General features: G+C 25.3%; 14 protein-coding genes and 1 rRNA gene. 2 read left to right on the forward strand and 13 right to left on the reverse strand.

Annotated features, from left to right (window positions below; translation table 4 throughout):
• Positions 1–244: 244 nt before the first annotated feature.
• The 4 genes from FRW55_RS03085 to FRW55_RS03100 form a co-directional block, all read right to left on the reverse strand.
• Positions 245–1,255: an IS30 family transposase gene (locus FRW55_RS03085; protein ID WP_146368304.1), complete on the reverse strand. Its 1,011-nt coding sequence runs from the start codon at positions 1,253–1,255 to the stop codon at positions 245–247.
• 299 nt (positions 1,256–1,554) lie between these two features.
• Positions 1,555–1,881 (reverse strand): hypothetical protein, encoded by a 327-nt coding sequence (locus FRW55_RS03090; protein WP_146368680.1) that lies wholly within the window; start codon positions 1,879–1,881, stop codon positions 1,555–1,557.
• Between the two features lie 86 nt (positions 1,882–1,967).
• Positions 1,968–6,335, reverse strand: a complete 4,368-nt coding sequence (locus FRW55_RS03095; RefSeq protein WP_146368681.1) for a PolC-type DNA polymerase III — start codon at positions 6,333–6,335, stop codon at positions 1,968–1,970.
• 80 nt (positions 6,336–6,415) lie between these two features.
• Positions 6,416–7,417, reverse strand: a complete 1,002-nt coding sequence (locus tag FRW55_RS03100; protein ID WP_146368682.1) for a phosphatidate cytidylyltransferase — start codon at positions 7,415–7,417, stop codon at positions 6,416–6,418.
• A gap of 95 nt (positions 7,418–7,512) precedes the next feature.
• On the opposite strand from FRW55_RS03100, the gene FRW55_RS03105 reads away from it, so the two are divergent.
• Positions 7,513–8,631 carry a DnaJ domain-containing protein gene (locus tag FRW55_RS03105; protein ID WP_146368683.1) on the forward strand — a complete coding sequence of 373 codons (1,119 nt, stop codon included), beginning with the start codon at positions 7,513–7,515 and terminating at the stop codon, positions 8,629–8,631.
• Positions 8,632–8,856: 225 nt separating this feature from the next.
• Here the strand turns inward: FRW55_RS03105 and FRW55_RS03110 are convergent, their stop codons facing one another.
• The 9 genes from FRW55_RS03110 to FRW55_RS03150 all read right to left on the reverse strand — a co-directional run bounded on the left by FRW55_RS03110 (position 8,857) and on the right by FRW55_RS03150 (position 19,440).
• Positions 8,857–9,522, reverse strand: a complete 666-nt coding sequence (locus FRW55_RS03110) for a hypothetical protein (RefSeq protein WP_146368684.1) — start codon at positions 9,520–9,522, stop codon at positions 8,857–8,859.
• Between the two features lie 31 nt (positions 9,523–9,553).
• Positions 9,554–9,659, reverse strand: a 5S ribosomal RNA gene (rrf, locus tag FRW55_RS03115).
• A gap of 94 nt (positions 9,660–9,753) precedes the next feature.
• On the reverse strand, positions 9,754–11,034 hold the full coding sequence (locus tag FRW55_RS03120) for an aldehyde dehydrogenase family protein (protein ID WP_146368685.1): 1,281 nt from the start codon (positions 11,032–11,034) through the stop codon (positions 9,754–9,756).
• A gap of 67 nt (positions 11,035–11,101) precedes the next feature.
• The gene (locus tag FRW55_RS03125; protein ID WP_146368686.1) at positions 11,102–12,415 is read right to left on the reverse strand and encodes a lipoprotein 17-related variable surface protein; all 1,314 of its coding nucleotides are present in this window, start codon (positions 12,413–12,415) and stop codon (positions 11,102–11,104) included.
• Positions 12,399–13,958, reverse strand: a complete 1,560-nt coding sequence (locus FRW55_RS03130; RefSeq protein WP_146368687.1) for a DUF31 family putative serine protease — start codon at positions 13,956–13,958, stop codon at positions 12,399–12,401. The genes FRW55_RS03125 and FRW55_RS03130 overlap by 17 nt, the downstream gene beginning before the upstream one ends.
• Positions 13,959–14,151: 193 nt before the next feature.
• Positions 14,152–15,717 (reverse strand): MAG5620 family putative phospho-sugar mutase, encoded by a 1,566-nt coding sequence (locus FRW55_RS03135; protein WP_146368688.1) that lies wholly within the window; start codon positions 15,715–15,717, stop codon positions 14,152–14,154.
• Positions 15,718–15,783: 66 nt separating this feature from the next.
• On the reverse strand, positions 15,784–18,438 hold the full coding sequence (gene gyrA, locus FRW55_RS03140) for a DNA gyrase subunit A (RefSeq protein ID WP_146368689.1): 2,655 nt from the start codon (positions 18,436–18,438) through the stop codon (positions 15,784–15,786).
• Positions 18,439–18,565: 127 nt separating this feature from the next.
• A complete protein-coding gene (trmB, locus tag FRW55_RS03145; protein WP_146368690.1) occupies positions 18,566–19,177 on the reverse strand; it encodes a tRNA (guanosine(46)-N7)-methyltransferase TrmB in 612 nt (203 codons plus the stop codon).
• Positions 19,178–19,224: 47 nt separating this feature from the next.
• Positions 19,225–19,440, reverse strand: coding sequence for an MAG6790 family protein (locus FRW55_RS03150; RefSeq protein WP_146368691.1), 216 nt, complete (start codon positions 19,438–19,440; stop codon positions 19,225–19,227).
• Positions 19,441–19,602: 162 nt separating this feature from the next.
• Here FRW55_RS03150 and FRW55_RS03155 point away from each other — a divergent pair, with 162 nt between their 5' ends.
• A complete protein-coding gene (locus FRW55_RS03155) occupies positions 19,603–21,537 on the forward strand; it encodes an MYPU_1760 family metalloprotease (protein ID WP_146368692.1) in 1,935 nt (644 codons plus the stop codon).
• Positions 21,538–21,546: the final 9 nt, after the last annotated feature.

The raw sequence follows: 21,546 nt of genomic DNA on the forward strand, positions 1-21,546 counted from the left end.
AAAAGAAGCCCCGCGGCGCTTGAGCGGATCAGTCCGTTAGGACGTTTCCCTATAAATTTTTAAAAAGAAAAGCCAGAGCGGCGACTGAGCGTAGAGAAAAAGAACCATATTAGAAGTGTGGTTTAATAACAGAAAAAATCAAAAGCCTCTCCACGGCGTTTGAGTGGAAAGTTTATCAACAAAATATTATGTAAAACGTATTGTGGTTGAAATTGGGATATATGTGGTCAAAGACCACATTTTATTATTCAAGATTAGGTAAAAGATCTAGTAAAATCATTTCTATATTTAACTCTTGTTCAGCCATTTCTCTAGAAGATTTAAAACCAAAAATTTTTCTTGGCATATTGTTTATTTCATCTTGAAGTTCTTGAACTTCTTCATCAGTTAATTCTGTAAAATCAAATCCTTTTTTGAATTTTCTACGAATTAGTCCATTAAAATGTTCATTTGAACCTCTTTGAAATGAACAATATGGTTGTGCTTTATAAATTAATAAGTCATTTTTATAGGCTACTAATCCTAAGGCTTGAAATTCAAATCCATTATCTGAAGTTATTGATAAAAATGGAAATGGATAATCCTTAATTATTTCATTCAGCACCTTGTTTATCTCAAATCAAAATTTGCTAGTGACCTTTTTTATAATGGTAAAACGTGTTTTTCTCTCTGTTAAAGTTAGTAAGTTGTGATACCCTTTTCCCTTTCTTCCAATAACTAAGTCAATTTCTCAATGACCCCATTTTTCTCTAGTTTCTATACTTTTAGGCCGCATAGGTATAGGGAAAACAAACTTGTTACCATGCGTTAATCTAATCTTATAATCAGTCTTTCTTTTACCATTCTTAACATACCCTTTTCTTAAACGGTTTTTCATTTTCAGGACTCAAATATTTAATTTAATTCATTTGTAAAGAGTTCTAATAGAATAACCTTTTTTACCTGTTTTTTCCTGATAAAGTTTAAGAGTAGCTTCAACGCCATGATAATTTTTTTCATAGTGTTCAGTAAAGAAATCATTAAATTCTTTGTTTGCAAAAGCATTATGATTCCTTGAATAGCATTTTCGAATTTTTGTTTTTTTATTAGCATATGCAGCATCATATTCACCGTAGATATTCGAATTTCGTTTAACTTCTCTAGAGATTGTACTTACAGATCTTCTTAACATTTCTGCAATTTCTTTTAATGTTTTGAAACCATAGTTGATTTGAATAATTAATCTCTCTTCTGGTTTTAATTGTGTATAATTCATATGACCTCATTTCAAATTTAAGGGTTAAAAGAGAAACATTGTTTAGTTTTGGTTAGTTTCTCTTTTTTTATTTTAAACTAATTTAAACTAAAAAGTACAAACACAAACATGTTTGCACTTGAAAGTATAATCAAGGTTTCAAATTTAAGGGTTAAAAGAGAAACATTGTTTAGTTTTGGTTAGTTTCTCTTTTTTTATTTTAAACTAATTTAAACTAAAAAGTACAAACACAAACATGTTTGCACTTGAAAGTATAATCAAGGAGTTGGAGTTAATCCAACTTTGTTCTTTTAATACTATTATTCGGTAATTTGTGCTTGTTGATTTGCATTATCATCTTTTAATAATGATGAAATTTTAACAAGTAAAATAATTAATCCAATGATTCCAACAATACCAATGAAAATTCCGATAATAATTAAAATCATAGATGTTTTGTCAATTTTACTTGATTTAACTGCTGCTACAATCATTAAAATGAAATTAATAAAACCAAAAATATATTTAGCAAGTCAAATGACTGGTAAAATTCATCCTAAAATAAAAAACAAGAATGAAATAGCTGATATTGCTAGAATAACAATAGCTATTGTTCTAGTTGATTTAAGTTCGTTTTTATTTAACATTGTTTCTCCTTTAATTTACTTAAATATTATACTAAAAATATTTACTAATTCTGTTTTTAGGTCTTTTCTCAAACTTTCAATAATTTTTAGAATAATCTCATTTGATCAGTCTCATCCAACTCTTCAAAAACACCTAATTCATGCATATCTTTAAATTGAGTTTGGTTAATTGATGTACGTTTCTTAAAGTCTTCTATTGAAAGGAATGGACGTTCTTCTCTAGCAGTAATTATTGTATGAGCAGCATTATATCCAAGACCATCAATAACACTAAAAGGTGGTATTAATGCTTTATTTGCTTTATCGACAACTCATTCAACTTCAAGTGATTTATAAATATTAATATTGCTTATTTTATAACCCCTACAATACATTTCTCTTGCTAATTCAAGAGTAGGAATTAAATTTTGTTCTTTTGTACTTCTATCTTTTTTGTCTTTAGAATTAATTTCGGTTATTTTATTGTTAATTTTATTAGCATTATAGTCATTCATCATTGTTACTAAATCAAATGCTTCACAGCGAGTAGTGAAGAAAGTTGCGTAAAATTCTAATGGATAATAAACCTTAAACCAAGCAATTCTTCAAGCCATTAAGACATAAGCAGTGGCATGAGCTTTAGGGAACATATACTCAATTTTCTTCATACTTTCGATGTATCAAGTTTCTACATTTTTAGCAAGCAATTCTTTTTCTTGTTCAGCTGTTATGCTTTTACCTTTACGAACTTGTTCCATAACTTTGAATGATAATGATGGTTCTACACCTTTCCCCATTAAATAAATCATGATGTCATCTCTACAACAAATAACATCTTTAAGAGTTAAACCTTCATTAACAATTAAGTCATGAGCATTATTTAATCACACGTTAGTTCCATGACTTAGTCCTGAAAGCGATACTAAATCAGCAAAACTATTTGGATTAGCTTTACTTAACATCTGTCTAACAAAACCTGTACCAAATTCAGGAATTCCTAAAGCTCCAGTTGTTTCTCCACCAATATCTTCAGGTTTTATACCTAAAGAATTTGTGTTTGAGAAAATAGCAATTACTTTTTCATCTTTAACTGGAATGTCTTTTTTAACATTTAATCCTGTTAATTTTTCTAACATTTTGATAGCCATTGGGTCAACGTGACCTAGAATATCCAATTTTAAAACGTTGTCATGAATAGCGCGGTATTCAAAGTGAGTTGTTTTTCATGTGCTACTCATATCATTAGCAGGATAGTTTACTGGAGTAAAATCTTCAACAGAAAATTCTTTAGGAATAATGATAATTCCACCAGGGTGTTGACCAGTAGTCTTTTTTACCCCTTCAAGTTTTTTTGAAAGAAACTCTATGAACAATGGCGAATAATTTAATCCTTGTTCTTCGTTAACTGCTTTAATATAACCATATGCGGTTTTTTCGGCAATTGTTGATATTGTTCCAGCTCTAAAAGTATGACCATCTCCAAAAAGTCGTTTAACTTCATCATGGATTACCGGTTGATAATCACCAGAGAAGTTAAGGTCAATATCCGGAACTTTATCTGCATTGAATCCCAAGAAAGTTTCAAATGGTATTGATTGTCCATCTCTCTTCATTAATTTATTACAATTTGGACAATTTTTTTCCTCTAAGTCAAAACCAGAAGTTATTCCTGGTGTTTTCGCTAGTTCAAAATGTTTACAAATTTCACAAATATAGTGTGGCTCTAATGGATTAATTTCAGTGATTCCACTTAAAGTAGCGACTAATGAAGAACCAACAGAACCACGTGAACCTACTAAATATCCATTATCAAGTGATTTTTTAACCAAAATATGAGAAATTCAGTAAACAACGTCAAAACCATATTTTAAAATAGGTTCAATTTCTTTCTTAATTCTTTCTTCAACTATTTCAGGTAATTTTTCACCATAAATTTCATGAGCAGTTTTATAAACTAATTCAGGTAATTTTGTAGTAGAATCATCAAACTTAGGTGTGTATAGATCCTTTTTAATAACTTCAATTTCTTCGACTAAATCAGCTATTTTATTTGTGTTATCTATAACAATTTCCTCAATTAATTTTATGTCATTAAGAAATCTAAATTCTTGAATCATTTCATCGGTTGTTAAAAAGTCATTATAAGGCAATTGAAGTTTAACTTCTTTATCATAATTATATAAATAGTGAGCTACACCACCAATACCTTTAGAATTAACTAAAATTGAATAAACTGATAAATCTTTCTTAGATTCGTATCTAACATCTCCGATTGCAACTGGAATTTTATTTTTCTCTTTTGATCTTAAAATAAGATATTTTAGTAATTCTTCTATCTCTTTTTCACTAAATTCACCATATTTTACCTTGTGTCTAAAATTTTGTGGAGCAGGAATTTCAATGTAATCAAAATAGTTCATGTAATAATCTATTTTGTCTTTTGAAGAATATAGAAGTGAATCAATTAAATCACCTTGAATTCCTGACGAACCAATTAATAAATTATTACTCTTAGGTAAATCTTCATAAAATAATTTGGGTTCCTTATAAAAATTATCAGTTAGAGCAAAGGTAACTAACTCAAATAATTCTTTTAATCCTTGTTGATTTAGTGCCAAAACAGTAATATTTGCTGCTCTAGTTTTATCATATAAGGAATTATCTTTATACTCATATAATTCTCTAAAATTTGTTATTTTTAAGTCTTGAAGTTTTTGAAATGATCCTCTTCATGCATTAGCTAAAACTTCTGCATCATAATCAGCACGGTGAGCTACATCTCTTGAATATTCAACTTCTAAATATGCACAGTAATTTTCAAGTCTGTGTTTAGATTTGTCTGGAAAAAGTAATCTTGAAATTATCAATGAGTCAATAAATGTAGTATTTGGAAGTTCAATATTATATTGCTTTAATTTCTCAAAAATAAAATTATAGTCAAATTGAGCATTGTGAGCTACTGCTACTTTATTATCAAGAATATTTCTTATTTTAAGTAGTCCATCAATTTGTTCGAGACCTTGTTTTTCAAGCATCTCATCACTTATTTTTGTTAGTTCTTTGGTAAAATCAGAAAGTTTTTCTTTAGATTTTAGAAAAAATTGAAATTTTTCAGTAATCTTACCATCCTTGACAATCGATGCACCAAATTCGATAATATCTCCTACATAAGGACTTAAATGAGTTGTTTCAATATCAAATGAAACATACTCAACATCTCTTAACTGTGAATCTGGTACTTTACCAATTACAGCCATATTGTTTTTATGTATAACATTAAATGTCACCCCGTAAATTGGTTTTACACCAGATTTTTTTGATTCAGAGAAAAATTTAGGAAAATTTTGAACACTTGTATTATCAACCAAAGCGACTGCTTTGTGTCCGTATTTGGAAGCAATATCTAAAATTTCTTTTGCTTCTAAAATACCATCCATTGTGTTCATTTTACTTCTTGTATTTAATTCAACTCTTTTTCTTTCATAAATATCCTTTTTGTCCTCAAAAAGTTTTGCTGTTTTGACAAAATTATCAAGCATTATGAAACGTCTATTTCTAAAATCATTTTCAATTGTTCCAAAAATCTCAATAGTATCGCCTTTTTTAGGTAATTCTTCAATCACAGCTTTTGAGATTTTTTTAACTTCAATTGCATCGTTATAGTCAGTAACGACAAATGTATAGATATGGTAACCATTTTTTGAAATAGAATAATCTGTTTTAAAAACTTCAGCCACTGTGTTAACGTCAGTTTTTGTATAAAGAGATTGATTTGAATTGATCTCATCAATCTTCATTTTTACATAATTTTTGCTTGGTCTATGAAATTTAGCTCTAGGTGCGTTAAAACTTATTAAATTATTATTTTTTTCGTTTTCTTCCATCTTCTTGATAAATAATTTAAGTTCCTCATTTTTCTTTTCATTTATTTTTTTGTTATATTCTTCTATATTTACTATTTGATTAACATGTAAAACTAGATTAAATCAATTTAGTCCAATTTTATGTAAAAATTCATTAACTTTAGAAATTTCAGGTTCATAAAGTTTGGTCGTTTCTTCTTTATCAAGTGTTTCTTTAATTTCGACTAAGTAGTTTTGATTATTTATATCTGCTTTAATTTCACCTGTTTTAGTTAAGAAAGTATAAAGATTATTTAATCCACCATAGACCTCATGTATTCTTATAATATATTTTTTAATTTCACTTGGATCAAAAAACTTACTTGTAATATTGAATTTTATTTTAAAAATTTGATTTTTAATTTCAGAAACAGTAAGTAATAATGTAAAAAAATCTTCAACAGAAGGCATGCTGAATGAACCAATAGTAAATTTGTAAACAGGGATTCCATGATTGTTTTCTTTGAAAATAATTTGGTCATCTACAATAAATGATTCTTTAAAGCTCTTCATATCCTCTAAATTAAGCATTTTAAAAAAACTAGCTAAATGACTATCTCTATAAAAGTTCATATTTACTCCTTCTGTTTCTGTCAATAAAATAAATTAAAATGATTAATTAAATAAAATAATCTCACATTTGTGAGAGTAATTTAAATTAATAGTAGAATAGCAAATCCTACAAAAGTAATTAACGAAAGTGAATCAAATCTATCTAAAAATCCACCATGTCCTCTTAAAATTTTAGAAAAATCTTTTATGTTGTTTAATCTTTTAATACTTGAAAAAATTAAATCACCAAAGATAGCTGCTATTGGTAAAAGAATAATTAATAAAACTCTAAAGAAGTTTTGCATTATTTTTGCACTTATTTTAGAAGTATCTTGAATTTCGAATAAACCTAATGTGTAGATTAAAACAGTAATAACAATAGCAGATAAAACAAAACCAACGATAGCTCCCTCTCAAGTTTTTTTAGGGGAAATTCTTGGTGCTAATTTTTTCTTGATTATTTTTCCACCAAAAAGAGAACCACCAATATATCCACCTGTATCTGTAACAAAGGAAACAACAACAAATAAAATAAAATAATGATAATTTGAATAAACTGAATAAATTAATATTTTAGAAGCGATCATTAATAAATAACTAACCGCAAAAAAGATTAATGTCTTAAATCCGATCAATCTATAATCAGGGTTATCAACTGAAGAAATTTTTATCACAAAAAAACAAATTGTTGTAAAAAGTCAAATCAAAACAGAATAATAGTCAGAAACAACTGCTAATGCAACGCTTTGCATTTCAAATGGTCTAAAAAATTCGGCATCAGTACTTGAAATATTTTGAATTATTATTAATTTAAAATAATGGAATGGGAAAATAAATGTAATTAACATTATAATTGATAAAAAAATGCTCTGAATTTTTCCAATATGAAAACTAGAAATAAATTCATAAAAAATAAACCCACCAAGAGCAGCAAAAATAGCAAAACAAATTATTTTTATCACTGTTTTGAAAGTATTATCAACACTTAAAAGATTTGGATTATTAAATAAAATTACCAGTATTAAAACTATTAAAGTAACAACTAAAAAAATTATTCCTGGAATTAGTCTATCTTTAATAAATTTTTTGTCATTAAATTTCATAGTTTAATTATATTAAAATTTTTATTTATATTAAGAATATAGCAATAGTCCTTAAAAATTAGCAATTAAATTGTTTTTGTGCTAAAATATATTACATGAGTAATAAAAGAGACTATTATGAAGTATTAGGTATTAAAAAAAATGCTACAGAAAAAGAAATAAAAAGTGCATATCGTAAATTAGCTATGCAATATCACCCAGATAAAAACAAAGAAGCTGGTGCCGAAGAAAAAATGAAAGAAATTAATGAGGCTTATGAAGTTCTTTCTGACCCTCAAAAAAGAACCAATTATGACAATTATGGACACGAAGGAATAAATGGTCAAGCAGGTTTTGGCGGTTTCTCTGGTTTTGGTGGACGTGGTTTCGCTTCAGATTTCGGAGATATTTTTGAAAATATCTTTGGTGGTATGGGCTTTGGTGGATCAAGAAAAAGCAGAAATAGACAAATTAAAGGTGAAGATTACCAAATAAATAAAACAATAACTTTCATGGAATCGATTCATGGTACTGAATTTACTGAAAAATTAGATAAATATGAACTTTGTCTGCACTGTAATGGTTCAGGTGCCGAATCAAGCAATGACATAGAGACCTGTTCAACTTGTTCAGGTTCTGGTGTTCAAAAAGTAAAAATGAGAACAATTATTGGTGAAATAATTAATAATGAACCATGTAAAACATGTAAGTCAACTGGAAAAATTATTAAGAAAAAATGTTCAAATTGTCATGGTAATGCTTATATTAAATCTGAGAAAAAGGTCACAATTAAAACTCCAAAAGGAACTGTAACTGGTAAAGTTATAACTGTTAAAGGTTATGGTGGTCCAGGTTTAAATGGAGGAGAACCGGGTGATTTATATATTGTTTTAAATGTAAATCCAAGCAAAAATTACAAACGTGAAGGTATGGACATTTACTTAGACTTAAAGATCAGTTTTATAGATTTACTACAAGAAAAAGAAATTGATATTCCTTCAGCTCACGGAGCATTTAAATACAAATTAAAACACAATCTTAAATTAAATACTTATATTCCATTCAAAGGTTATGGAGTTCAAAGTTCAACATATAGTGGAACATATTATGTTAAATTTATTTTAGATATGCCAGATATTAAGCGTAGCGAACTTAAAAAATTGATAGAAATTTCAAAAGATTTTGAAGATAAAACAACTGAAAAAGAAGTTGAGTCTATACTTAAAGAAAAATAGTAAAACACAATTTTTGTGTTTTTTCATTTTAAATATGTATGTTAAAAATGTATAGAATAGATTCACAACACATTTTTTGAACATCGCAATTTACAATGTAAATTTTATAAAAGAACTAAAAAAGATTAAAATAAGCACTTAATTTACAGTTTTTTACTTTTACTTGGAAACCAGAATAAAAAAATGTGAAGTACATATACTCCACAGAGTTATGATCTACAACAATTATTCAAATCTAATACTTGAATTTTCTCTGTATTGAATAACTTTTTTATTTATTTCATCAAAAACTGTATCAAGACATTTTTTATATTTGTTATTCACAAAATTGAAAACCGTAAGACACATAATTTCGAAAATTATGAAAATTAATGTAGAGAGATTAAATTTGTTGATTAATAAATTAACATTTCATCCAAAAATATAATAAAGAGGATCTGAGCTAAAGCTCGATTCATTTATTATTAAGTTAGAATAAATTACTGAAGTAATAAATAGTACTGTTCAATTTATTGTTAATAAAAATAAAGATGTTTTTAGAATAATAATTCATTTGTTTTTCTTCCAAATCAAAACATTATAAACATCTTTTGAAATAGAAATATCATATTTAGAATTAGCATAAAAATCAACCAAATTATTTAAGTTAAAGCTGTTTTTTAACTTTTTAATAGTTTTTACTACAAAAACATTTGAAATAATTGAAATTAAAAAAATAATCAAAACTAGTATAAAAATAATGATAAACAAACTTAATGATTTATTGTAAATATCAATATCCTTTAATACGGTTTTAAAAAGAATTAAAGTTATAGACAATGTAAAAATTACAATTAAACTTGTAACTAATGTAATTATTTGTACATAAAATAGACTGTTTTTGTTTTTCATTTTTTAATTATATATAAAAATTTAAAATAAAAAACAGCGGCGCCCTATTTTCACCTTTCGGCTATCTTCGGCACTAAGAGGCTTAACTACTGAGTTCGGAATGGTATCAGGTGATCCCTCTTGCTATAACCACTGATAATATGATAACATGTTTTTAAATAAATCCAAATATTTTTTACAAAATTTTTTGAATTAAAAATTATTTGAAGAATGAATTATAAAAACTTAAATTTATCTTGATTTAATTTTATGAATCAATTTTATAATGAACTTATTTGTTTTAGAATAAAGATTATTTTTAATAAATAGATATGGATCAAAAATGTTTTTATTAAATGAAATTTTGTTTGAAAAAAGTTCAAATGATGCTTTTCCTCGATATCTATTGATACCACTATTACCTATTCCACCAAAAGACAATTTATTATTATTTAGTACTGACATCGTTGAATTTATCATAATATTACCTGTAGAAATCGTTTTAATAAATTCGATATTTTTATTATTTTCAGTAAAAGCATAAATAGATAAAGGATTCTTATTTTTATCAATAACCCGCTTAATATCTTTAAAATTATCAAACTTAACAATAGGAAGAACAGGACCAAAAATTTCTTGTTTCATTATTGAACAATCAATATTACTTATTTCTAATAATTGTATTTTGTCTAAAGTAATATCTTTGTGGTATGACTTAATTCTTTCTTTAGAATTTTCATTTATTATTTTACTTGTTTTAAGTCTTTTATTAAACTTATTTAAGGTTTTTTCAAAATTTAAAATAAATTTATTATAAATACTTGATTCAACTAATAAATAATCGGGGGCTATGCATGTCTGACCCATATTTAAACTTTTTCCAAAAAGAATTTCATCAATTGTTTTGTTTATTTTGCAATCACTAAAAATAATTGATGGAGACTTACCACCTAGTTCAAGACAGCAAGAAATATTTTTACTGTCAGCAATTTTTTTAATTTTGTAGCCTATATTTGTTGAACCAGTGTAAAAAATAAAATTCCATTCATTGTTGTTAATGAAATCTATTAAATCACCTTTATTATCTGCTAATTGAATGTTCGAATAAACTTGATTATAATCATCCACAATTAATTTTATTACCTTATTAATTTCTGGTGTAAATGGGTGAAGTCTTAAAACTGTTTCGTTTCCACTACCAAGTGAACCAGCGAGTGGAATAAACAAAAGATTTATTGGATAATTTCAAGTGTTTAATATAAGAACTTTCCCAACAGGTTGGTATACATAACCAGTTTCAGAAAATAAATCATAAAAGCCATTTTTAAACTTTTTTAGTTTATTTAACTTATTTAACTTTTTTATGAAGAAATTAAACTCATCATAAACACCAAATAGTTCAGTTAATATAAATTCTTCTTTTGGTTTTGATAAGTCCTTAAAAATAGCATCACATAAATATGATTCATATTTAATTATTATTTTCTTAAGATATTTTAATTGTTCTTTTCTTTCTCTGATTTTTTCTTTCATTTTTGAAATTATATCAAATCAGCATATTTATTGGAGAGTTCAATATCTTTTATCAATTATTTTAAGGTTATTTTAATTGTGCATTTGTATCACCAACAAATCATTTTTTATTATTAAATCTAAGATCATTTAGCAATTTCGTTTGAATTTTTGGATATTTATTTACTAGTGAACTTAAATATCAATTTTTTTGAAGTGAATTATCACTTCCATAAATAAAGTCATAACAATATTTTTTAGTATGGCTTCAATTATTGTCAAAAACCGTTGATATAGGGGTATATAAACCTACATTATTTTCAGACAAATCATTTCTCACAAGATTTAGATTATCATATAAAAATAAATAACCATCTTTCAATAATGGACTGCCACTAGCAACTTCAGTATTAAAATATGAATTTCTGATCAATATCTTAACCATTCATTTATATTCTTTGTAATACTTATTTAATATCTCAGATCCTCCAAAGTTTCACAAATGTACATCCATATCTCTTCGACCAGTATAAATAAATGATTTATTATCATTTTTGCTATAGTATGAATATGAACTCACAAATTCGGAATTCAGTTGACTAAAAAATGGGGTAGTATTATTTTCTATTAAATTAAAATTATTATTTGTAAATCTTTTTGCTTCTTGTTCATCATTAAAATTAATTTCCATTACTGCTAAATTAACATAATAATTATCTAAAACATCTATTCCAGATAATATTTTTTTAATATTATTCACCAATATTTTTTCATTTCTTTTTAATAAATAAAATTCTGATGTTTCGTCAATATAATTTAATTTATCATCAGGAATTACTAAAAATCATTTTAAGGGATAATTTTCACCATTAATTTCATAATCAATGAAATAACCATTGAAATTTATTGATTCATTTTTGTTTTTCACTTCTATAAAAGTGCTGTTGGCAACTTGCGATATATTCTTTAATTCATTTTTTGATTTTTTAAAACCATTAATCTGAAGATTGATTTCTTTACCATCTAATTCATAAATTAAATTTAATTGTCCAGATTCATCAAATGGTTTGAGATTTTTTAATTCAATATTTATAGGAATTGAAAATTGAACACCAGAATTTATCTCTTCCATAGTTACTTCAGATGGTAATTTATTATAAATAGAATTGTCTTTCACATTAAAACCGTATTTAATTGAGAATCTATTTTCTTTTTCTGAATCAATTAATTTTAAATTTACTTTTTGTTCATCAAAATCGTAATATTTTTCTTTTGGCTTATTAATATAATAATGATTTTCATTATAAGTTGAATTAGTTATAAAATGAAATGTCAAAATACAAAATACTCCTGCAAGTGTAATAACAACAGTTTTTCAAATTTGGCTATTCTTCTTTTTCATGATTTCCTCATTTATTTAAACTTGATAAATAAGTTTTAATTTTAGGGTGTATTTCTCTTAATGATTTTAAATATCAATTCTTCTGAGTTTTTTCATTTCCATAAATTAAATTATATGATTCTAATACTAAATCATTAAAAACATTAGGATTATTTATTTGATCAACGATATTACTCTTAAAAGATGATATATTATTTCAAATCAAAGGGACATAAACACCAACATTAATGTTTCTGTAATTTGACACTTTATAACCGAAAAAGTCTTGGTTATATATTATAGAACCTGATGAACTATTATCAAACCCAGTTTCACTAAAACCTATTCCTGTTGTAATATCAACGTAATTCTCACCATCTATCTGATTGTAATTAAACTTACTAATAAAATTGTTGTTAATTAAAAATGAAGTTTTAAATGATTTGTTATTAAATAAAATATATGGATTATAGTGTAAATATGGGTCATCATCAACATAATAGTTATTGCTTTTAACTATAGAATTGTCTTTAGCATTTCTAAATTGAAAATTAAATTTATCAAATGGAATGAAATTTACATCTTCTTTTAGGAAAATGTTTGAAAAATAATCTATTTCAGAAATGGATGTATATCTTTTAGCTTCATCTTCGGTATTAAATTTAATTTCTAATACTGCAAAATCAATATATTCTTCAATATTTTCGTCTTCATTAAATTTATTCGAATAATTTTTAAGATAATTTAAATTAGATTTAAAAATGTCAAATCCTGTAAAAACTAAATTTACATTTTTAAGTTCAAGTGATGAATTTGAATTATAAATACTAAATATTGAATTTTCCTTATACTTCTTGCTTAAATATTTTGAAGTTAGATCATAGTTATTTAGGTTACTAAAGTATTCTAATGAGTGTAATGGAAGCATTAAATATCAAGTTGTAGGATAATTTTCTTTTTCGTTTATTTCATAATCAATGAAAAAACCATTTGAATTAGTTATAGTTCCTGCTTCATTATTAATAATTTTTATACCTATATTATTAACTATTTCTCTTGTTTCAGTATTGTTTTTTGGCAATTTTATTTCATGATCAAATCCGTCCAAAATAATAAAAATTTCATTGTGTTCTGGATTAGAAATTATATGTTCAGAAGCTCTGATATATACAATAACACGACCCATTTCTCTAATTCTATACCATCTAGTTATTTTAAAATTTGCTTTTTTATGTTTGAAATTGATAATTTCATCAAGCTTTAAATCTTTATCAGAAATATTTTTACCAACAATTTTTGAATTATCAATTTCGATACCTATTTTCTTTAAATATTCACCATAATTTTTATCCAAAATTATTTCTTGAACATTAGCATTCTCAAATTCCTTTGCTTTTGCAGCTGCCTTTTTAAAATTTTGTCTATATTCAATAGAATTTGGCATATATCTATTCGTAGGATCTAATGGTCAGTTTAGGAATAAGAAAATTAAAGTCGGTACAGTTATTAAACCAAAAACTGACGCAACAAAAATTTTTATTGCATGCTTTTTAATAAAATTCATATTATTTTATTTCCTTTAACTTAATTTAAAAAAATATATCTAGTAAATTTATGTCATATTTTAAGTATAGATAAGTCAAGATTATTGTAACAAAAACGAAAAACAGTACAACTATAATAGTAGTAAATCAACTAAAATTAAGTTCAGCTTTATTATTTTCATTTTTTTCTTTCACTTTTTTCTCCTAAGTTAATTAAAATTTTTTAGCAAATTTTACAGCATCAGCAGCTTTATTTTTCAATTCTTCAAATCTAATCTTATTTTGTACTTTCATTTTGTTCATATTATTCATAAATTCAACATGAATAATCATTTTTGAATCATCAATATCATATTGATAAATAATTCTTGAATCATCACTTAAAATTATTGTATAGAGATAGAAATTGCCATAGCTTTCATAATTATGTTTGATTATTTTAACAATTTCATGTGTTTTAGTAAATTTTTGACCAACACTAAAAATTAAGTCCATTTTTTTAAGGAATATTTTGTCAAAACTAATTCTTATTTGGTCATATAAATGTAAATTGTAAACATTTAATAATTGATTAGTTTTATAATTTATAAAATCACCTTTAATTTTGTATTCATTAGTCATAAAAATATAATAAAAAAGAAATTTAAGATTATCATAGTTAAAACCATCATTTAGTCCTGTACTAAAAATTCCTTGATTATATGAAAAAAGAACATCTCTTTCATTATAAATTTGATTTTCATAAGCATAATTGATTGAATAACTTTCAAGTAAATTAATGACATATTTTTTAGCATTCAAAGGTAAAATTACTAATTTATTATCCATTTTTGCACTTCTTCAATAACTAATCATAAAATCAATGTAAAGAAAAGCAATTAAATCATTTTCAATCTCAGTTAATCTTCCACTTACTTTATTGTAAATTTTTAATTGATTTGTTTTATTAACCAAAATAAGAAGATCGCTTCTTTCATCATTGGACTTAAATTTACTTTTAAATAGTGAAATATTATGATTTAACATCATAACTTTTGAATTAATAGTATTTAAATTTAATAATCTAGCAACTGTATTAAATTTCTTTTCAAAAAATTCATTTTGGATTGAATATTCTATTTTTAAGTTTGAAAAGAAATCATCAACTTGTAGGAAATTAAATAATTTATTTTTAGAAAAAGCATTTTCAAAAACTTTATCATAACTTACATTAATTGAATTTTCAATATTTGAATAATTTCCTAAGCTTAAATTAAATTCACTAAGCGAATCAACAAGTTTTTGTTGAATTTTAATTGGTACTAATACACCTTCAACATCAAAAAATTTTATGTATCAAGCTTTTTCATTTTGGTCATAATCAAAATAAATTCCACCATTAAGTTTTCTATCAATTTTTAATAGATCTCTTAAATTTGTTTCAGAAGTTGGACTATTTTTTTCAAAAATATAAACTTGTACACCTTGTTGGGCAAATAAGCTTAATACATTTTTTCTTATTTGATTTGGAGTTTTTAAATCAAAACCTAATCCTATTTTCATATTTGGACGGAGCATTGTACAAAAAATCATTAAAATTGTTTCAACCGAAAACTCACAAAAATATGAATATCCAAAATCATTACTAAATTTAATTCCTTTGTTCGTTACTTCTGGACTTCTTAAAAAACTTTCTTTATTTAATTCTCAGTTGTTAAATATAATATTAACTTTATTTTGCATGTATTCATTAGATTCATAAAAATTAAGTCATTTTCTTTGGTAATATTCTTTAGTCATATCAATATTTTAAAATATTAAAATAAAAAGTTTATTAAATTCAAAAAGAAAAACTAGAAATTAATTCTAGTTTAATTCATTTTCAGAAATTTGGTCTGATTTAATAATTTCTACACTAACAATTTCGTCATTATTCTTAATGTCAATAATCTTAACGCCTTTAGTATTTCTTGAAGTTACACTTACATTTTCTAAATTCAATCTAATTGTTAATCCAAGTTTAGTAATAATTAACGCTTGATCTTCCTTAGAAACAAATTTAGCAAAAATTAAGTTTCCTGCTTTATCACCATTTATAGCAGTAACACCTTTTCCGCCTCTTCTGGTTATTCTAAAATCGTCTTTATGAGTTAATTTACCATATCCTTCACTTCCAATTGAAAGAATATAATCACCATCATTTTCAGATGAGGCTGAAACTATAGTGTTTTCATCTAAGTTCATAGCTTTAACCCCAACAGCATTACGACCCATTGCTCTAACGTCTGAAGATTTAAATCTGATTGCATTATTAGTATTATTTGCAACAAGAATTGTTGATTCTTCATCAACTATAAATGCAGTTAAAAGTTCATCATTTTCATCTTTAAGTTTGAAGGCATTTAATCCGGCACGATTAATATTACTAAATAAAGTTAAATCAGTTTTTTTGATAATTCCATTTTTTGTTATTGTTGTTAAGAATTTATCTTGATCATATGAATCTACAGGAAGAATTGAAATAATTTTTTCACCTTCATTGACTCTTAAGGTTGGGATTAAGTTAATAAAAGGAATTCCTTTAGATTGTTTATTCCCTTCTTGAATTTCATGACCTCTTTTTTTGTAAACTTTTCCAAAGTTACTAAAAAGTAATAAATCTGTATGAGTTTTAGTTTGTAAAATTAATGAAATGTCGTCGTCATCATAAGTTTTTGCTGAATATGAACCTTTTCCACCTCTTTTTTGTTCACGGTATTCATCAAGATTCATTCTTTTTACATAACCTTTAACGCTTAATGTAATGACAATGTCATTTTCAGGAATTAATGATTCATTTGAAATTTTTCTTGAACTTGTTGGATCCACTTTAGTTCTACGTCCATCACCATATTGTTTCTTAACTTCTTCAAGTTCATTAATGATTAAGTCAACTAATTTATTTTCGTCTGAAAGAATTTCTTTAATTTTAGCAACTTCCGCTTCAAGTTCGCTGATTTCCTCATCATTTTTCTCAACATTTAAGCCAGTAAGCTTTCTAAGCGACATATCAAGAATTGCTTTTGTTTGTCTTTCACTTAACTCAAATTTAGCTGATAATTTTTCTTGAGCTTCAGCATCAGTTTTTGATTTTTTAATAATTTCAATTACTTCATCGATAAATTGAATAGCAATTTTTAAACCTAAAAGAATATGTAATTTATCTTCAGCTTTATTTAAGTCAAATTTAAGTCCTCTAGTAGTTACATCTTTTTGGTGTTTTAAATAAATTTCTAAAGCTTCCTTAAGGGTAATTGTTCTAGGTTCACCTTCAACTAACGCAACCATATTAACATTGAAATTAGATTGTAAAACTGATTTAGTATAAAGCATATTAAGAATAATATTAGGATTAAATCCCTTTTTAATTTCAATAATTAATCTAATACCTTCTCTATTAGATTCATCTCTAATTTCACTAATACCTTGAATTACATTTTCTTTATGAAGTTTAGCGATTTTTTCAATAATTGTAGTTTTTCTAATTCCATAAGGAATTTCTGTAACAACAATTCGTGACTTACCGCTGGCAAATTCTTCTACTTCACAATTACTTCTCATAGGAATTGAACCACGACCAGTATCATATGCTGTATAAATTGCATCGATATCTAAAATAGTCGCTCCAGTAGGAAAGTCTGGCCCTTTAACATATTCCATTAATTCAAGAGTATTTAATTCAGGATTTTTAGCAAGTGCAATAGTTGCATTGATGGTTTCAGTTAAATTATGTGGTGGAATTTCTGTAGCTAAACCTACCGCTATACCTGAAACACCACTAACTAAAAGGTTAGGAAATTTTGATGGTAAAACTGTAGGTTCTTTTTCAGTGGCGTCATAGTTATCCATGAAATCTACAGTGTCTTTTTTAATACCATCTAACATTAAAGAAGCTACTTTACTTAATCTAGCTTCTGTATAACGCATTGCAGCTGCGCCATCACCATCAATAGAACCAAAGTTTCCATGTCCATCAACAAGTGGGTATCTCATACTAAAGTCTTGAGCTAATCTTACCATCGCTTCATAAACTGATGTATCACCATGTGGGTGGTACTTTCCAAGTACATCCCCTACAATTCTGGCACTTTTACGGTGTTGTGTACTGTGTGTAATACCTAATTCAGACATGTCATACAAAATACGTCTATGAACTGGTTTTAAACCGTCTCTAGCATCAGGAAGTGCTCTAGAAACAATAACACTCATAGCATATTCTAAGAATGACGTTTTAATTTCTGTGTCAAGTTCTCTTGGTTGAAGTCCATCAATACCTTCATCGATTATTTGAGATTGAATAACATAATTTTCATCATTTTGTGGAATTTCTTCTTCCTCTTCTTCTTTAATGATTTTTGGTTTCTTTTTAAAAACAATAGATTGTTCTTCATCTTCAAAATCATCATCAGTGATGAATTCTAACTCTTGCTCATTAACTTCTTGCTCATTTTCTAATAAATTATTTTTTTCTTTTTCAGCCATAAAACCACCTTAAATTATTTAATATATATAATATATTAAATTGTATCATTTTCCTTGCTTTTTCCAACTAGCTAAACGAGACACAAAAGCAAAAAAATAAAAATAAAAACTGTTTTTAACAGCTCAATTATTCAGGTTTTTTAGCTTCTAAATAGTTTATATTTTTTCCTAGTGAAGCAAATTTTTGTTCATATCCAGTTCTAACATTACCAATATTAAATTTCGAATTATGTAAATCATTAGTAATATTAATAATTTCTCATTTTTGTTCATTCAATTCTTCAATTGAATATTCAAATAATTTATCATTGTCAGTTTTGAACTTTAGTATTCCATCTATTGTTAATAATTCTTGGTATTGTTTTAAAAATTTGCGGTTAGTTAATCTTCTTTTAGCATGTCTTTTTTTAGGTCATGGATCACTAAAAGTTAGTCAAATATTATTTGTTTTACCTTTAATTAATTCATTAATTGTTGCAGCATCCTTACAAATAACAAATAGATTCTTGAGTTGACACTCATTAATTTTTTTAACAATAATTGCAGCAATCGTTTCAAATTTTTCGAATGCAATATAACGAATTTCTGGGTTTAACTGAGCCATCTTGCAAATCATTTCCCCTTTACCAGAACCAATTTCCAACACATCATTCTCTTTTAACACAAATGGAAACTCTTTTACTACAAAATCACTATTTTCTAACGTGAACGGTGCTTTAGGATTATTTCTAATTCTCATAGAACAATTGTACAATAAAAGTAGCAAACGCTACTTAATATATTTCATTAAACAACTTTTAATATTTCTTCTTTAGAATTTCTTTTACCTTCTAAATTATTTCTTTCAGTGTGAATTATTTCGATTTTTTCGTTTGCTCTCGTGTGTTCACCTCTCTTTTGACCTCTTCTAAAAGATTTTATTTGACCTTCAAGTTCCATTAATGTGTTAGCTTCCGCTACTTTTTCTCTTGATGAAACTAAAACTGCTTTGTATTTATACATAAAACCTCCGAATAAATATCTTTACATTTAAATTTTAAATTAATTAGAGTAAAAATTTAATATTTTCATGTTTTTTCATATTTTATTTCACTTTTTAATTAAATTGAAATATCTATTTTTATTAAACAGAACAAATATAAAAAATGAGTTTATAATATTTCCATGAAAAAAAGTAAAAAAATTATTTTATGAACTTTAATAGGTGCATTATTAGGTACATCAGGGATATTGATAAGTTTTGGAATAGCTAAAGTTTTAACTGAGCAAATGCTAAATCAAAAAAAGTCATATATAACTGTAAATAAGAATAAATCTGATGATTATAATATCGACTCAAAATTAATTAATGAATATATATTTGATAATAATTCTAAAAGTAGCGATAATTATAATAATGAATATTTAATTTTTAATAAAAATGATGAAAAAATAAAGCATACTGAATTTAAATATGATAAACAATTTAATGCTCAAAAAGTAATTGAATATATTGATCCCTACACAAAAATTAAATTTGTTGATTTTTGCTATTACCAAGATGAAAATGGGCCAAGATTTCTTCTGGGCGAAAATGGATTGAAATATTTAGCAAGAGAATTTAAAAATAAAATTCCTTTCGGTCCTGAAGTGTTTAATTTGAATGCGATTCATATTAATGATTTCAATATAGTTGATAATTCTGTTAGAGGGTTATTTATTTCAAATGTTAATACTATTTATATTAATGCAGATTTTTTAGCTGAAAATGGTTATGATATAGAAACAAAAGTTCAAAATATAATTCCAACTATTTTTCATGAATATCTTCATTATTGAGCTAAAACTTATGCTGAAGTTGGTATTAATTCAGATAGTACAGAATTAAATAAAAATACAATATTAATCAGTACAAAAAGTGTCGAAGGAAATTTAACTTCAACTTGAAATAGTTATTTTGTTGACAATTTCAAGGAACAACTTGGTTATAACTCAACAAAAAAATATCCTGAAATTAACAACAATAATAGTTTATTTGCTAATTTGAGTTTAAATGATCTTTGAAAAATAGCTAATGAAAACTTAAGTTTGAATTATCCAGAAAAAAGTTATTTTATTTCTCAAATTGGTAAAAATATTGATGATTCTTATATTTTTGATATTAAAAACGAATCGATAAAATATTATTATTCAATCGATGAGTTAATTCCTAGAGAATTAACTAAATATTTCTTTATTCCTTACTACTTCCCTTATGAAGAAAGTCCTATTAAAGACTCAACTACATACAAGAATTTAATTTATAGAAGTAGTTGATATGGTTTAGAATCGTTAACATATCACAATAGAATTTATTATAATGATTTTATTCCAAATTCATTGTATGTAGATTATTCAAAGACATTATTAAATCCTGTTGTAAAATCTCCAGCAAGCAATTTATTTAGTACAAATAAAAATATTTCATTAGTGTATGAAAATTATCTGCAAACAGACGTAAATAAAGCTAAAGAATTTTATAAATTACTTTTAGAAACAATGGGATATGGTAAAACAATTTCTCAAATTGTTAATGTTCAAAAAAATAGCACAAGCAAAATTAATCCAAGCGATGATACTGTCGCTATTGAACCTAATGATACAATGAAAATTAAATTAATGGGTTATTTACCAATTGATTCTGAATATAAAGGATTTGTTTTTGAATCAAATGATTTGTCTAATCCATATATTTTAGCTGAATTTGAGACACATGAAATTTTTAGATTTCAAGGATATGTTGGTTCAATATTTAACAGAAAAAATAAAGATAAGAATTTTAATTTAAATCCTAGCGATGTTGATTATAAGGATGAATTTAAGTCTTATATAACTAAAGAATTCATAGATAGCACTAAAATTAAAAATTCTTCAGTAATACATTATTGGTTGGATAAAAACAATGATGGACAATTTCAAAATGATGAAATTGTTGATGATATAATAACTTTACCTCAAAATAGAGATGTTGTTAGTGAAGTTTATGATTTGAATGAAAAAAATAGTTATATAATAATTAAAAATAAAACAAATTTAGAAGATAAAGATTCAACTCAAAGTGTAAGAATCTTTAATTATTAAAGGATGTTA

It is taken from the genome of Mycoplasma anserisalpingitidis, from assembly GCF_007859615.1.
Lineage (GTDB): Bacteria > Bacillota_I > Bacilli_A > Mycoplasmatales > Metamycoplasmataceae > Mycoplasmopsis > Mycoplasmopsis anserisalpingitidis.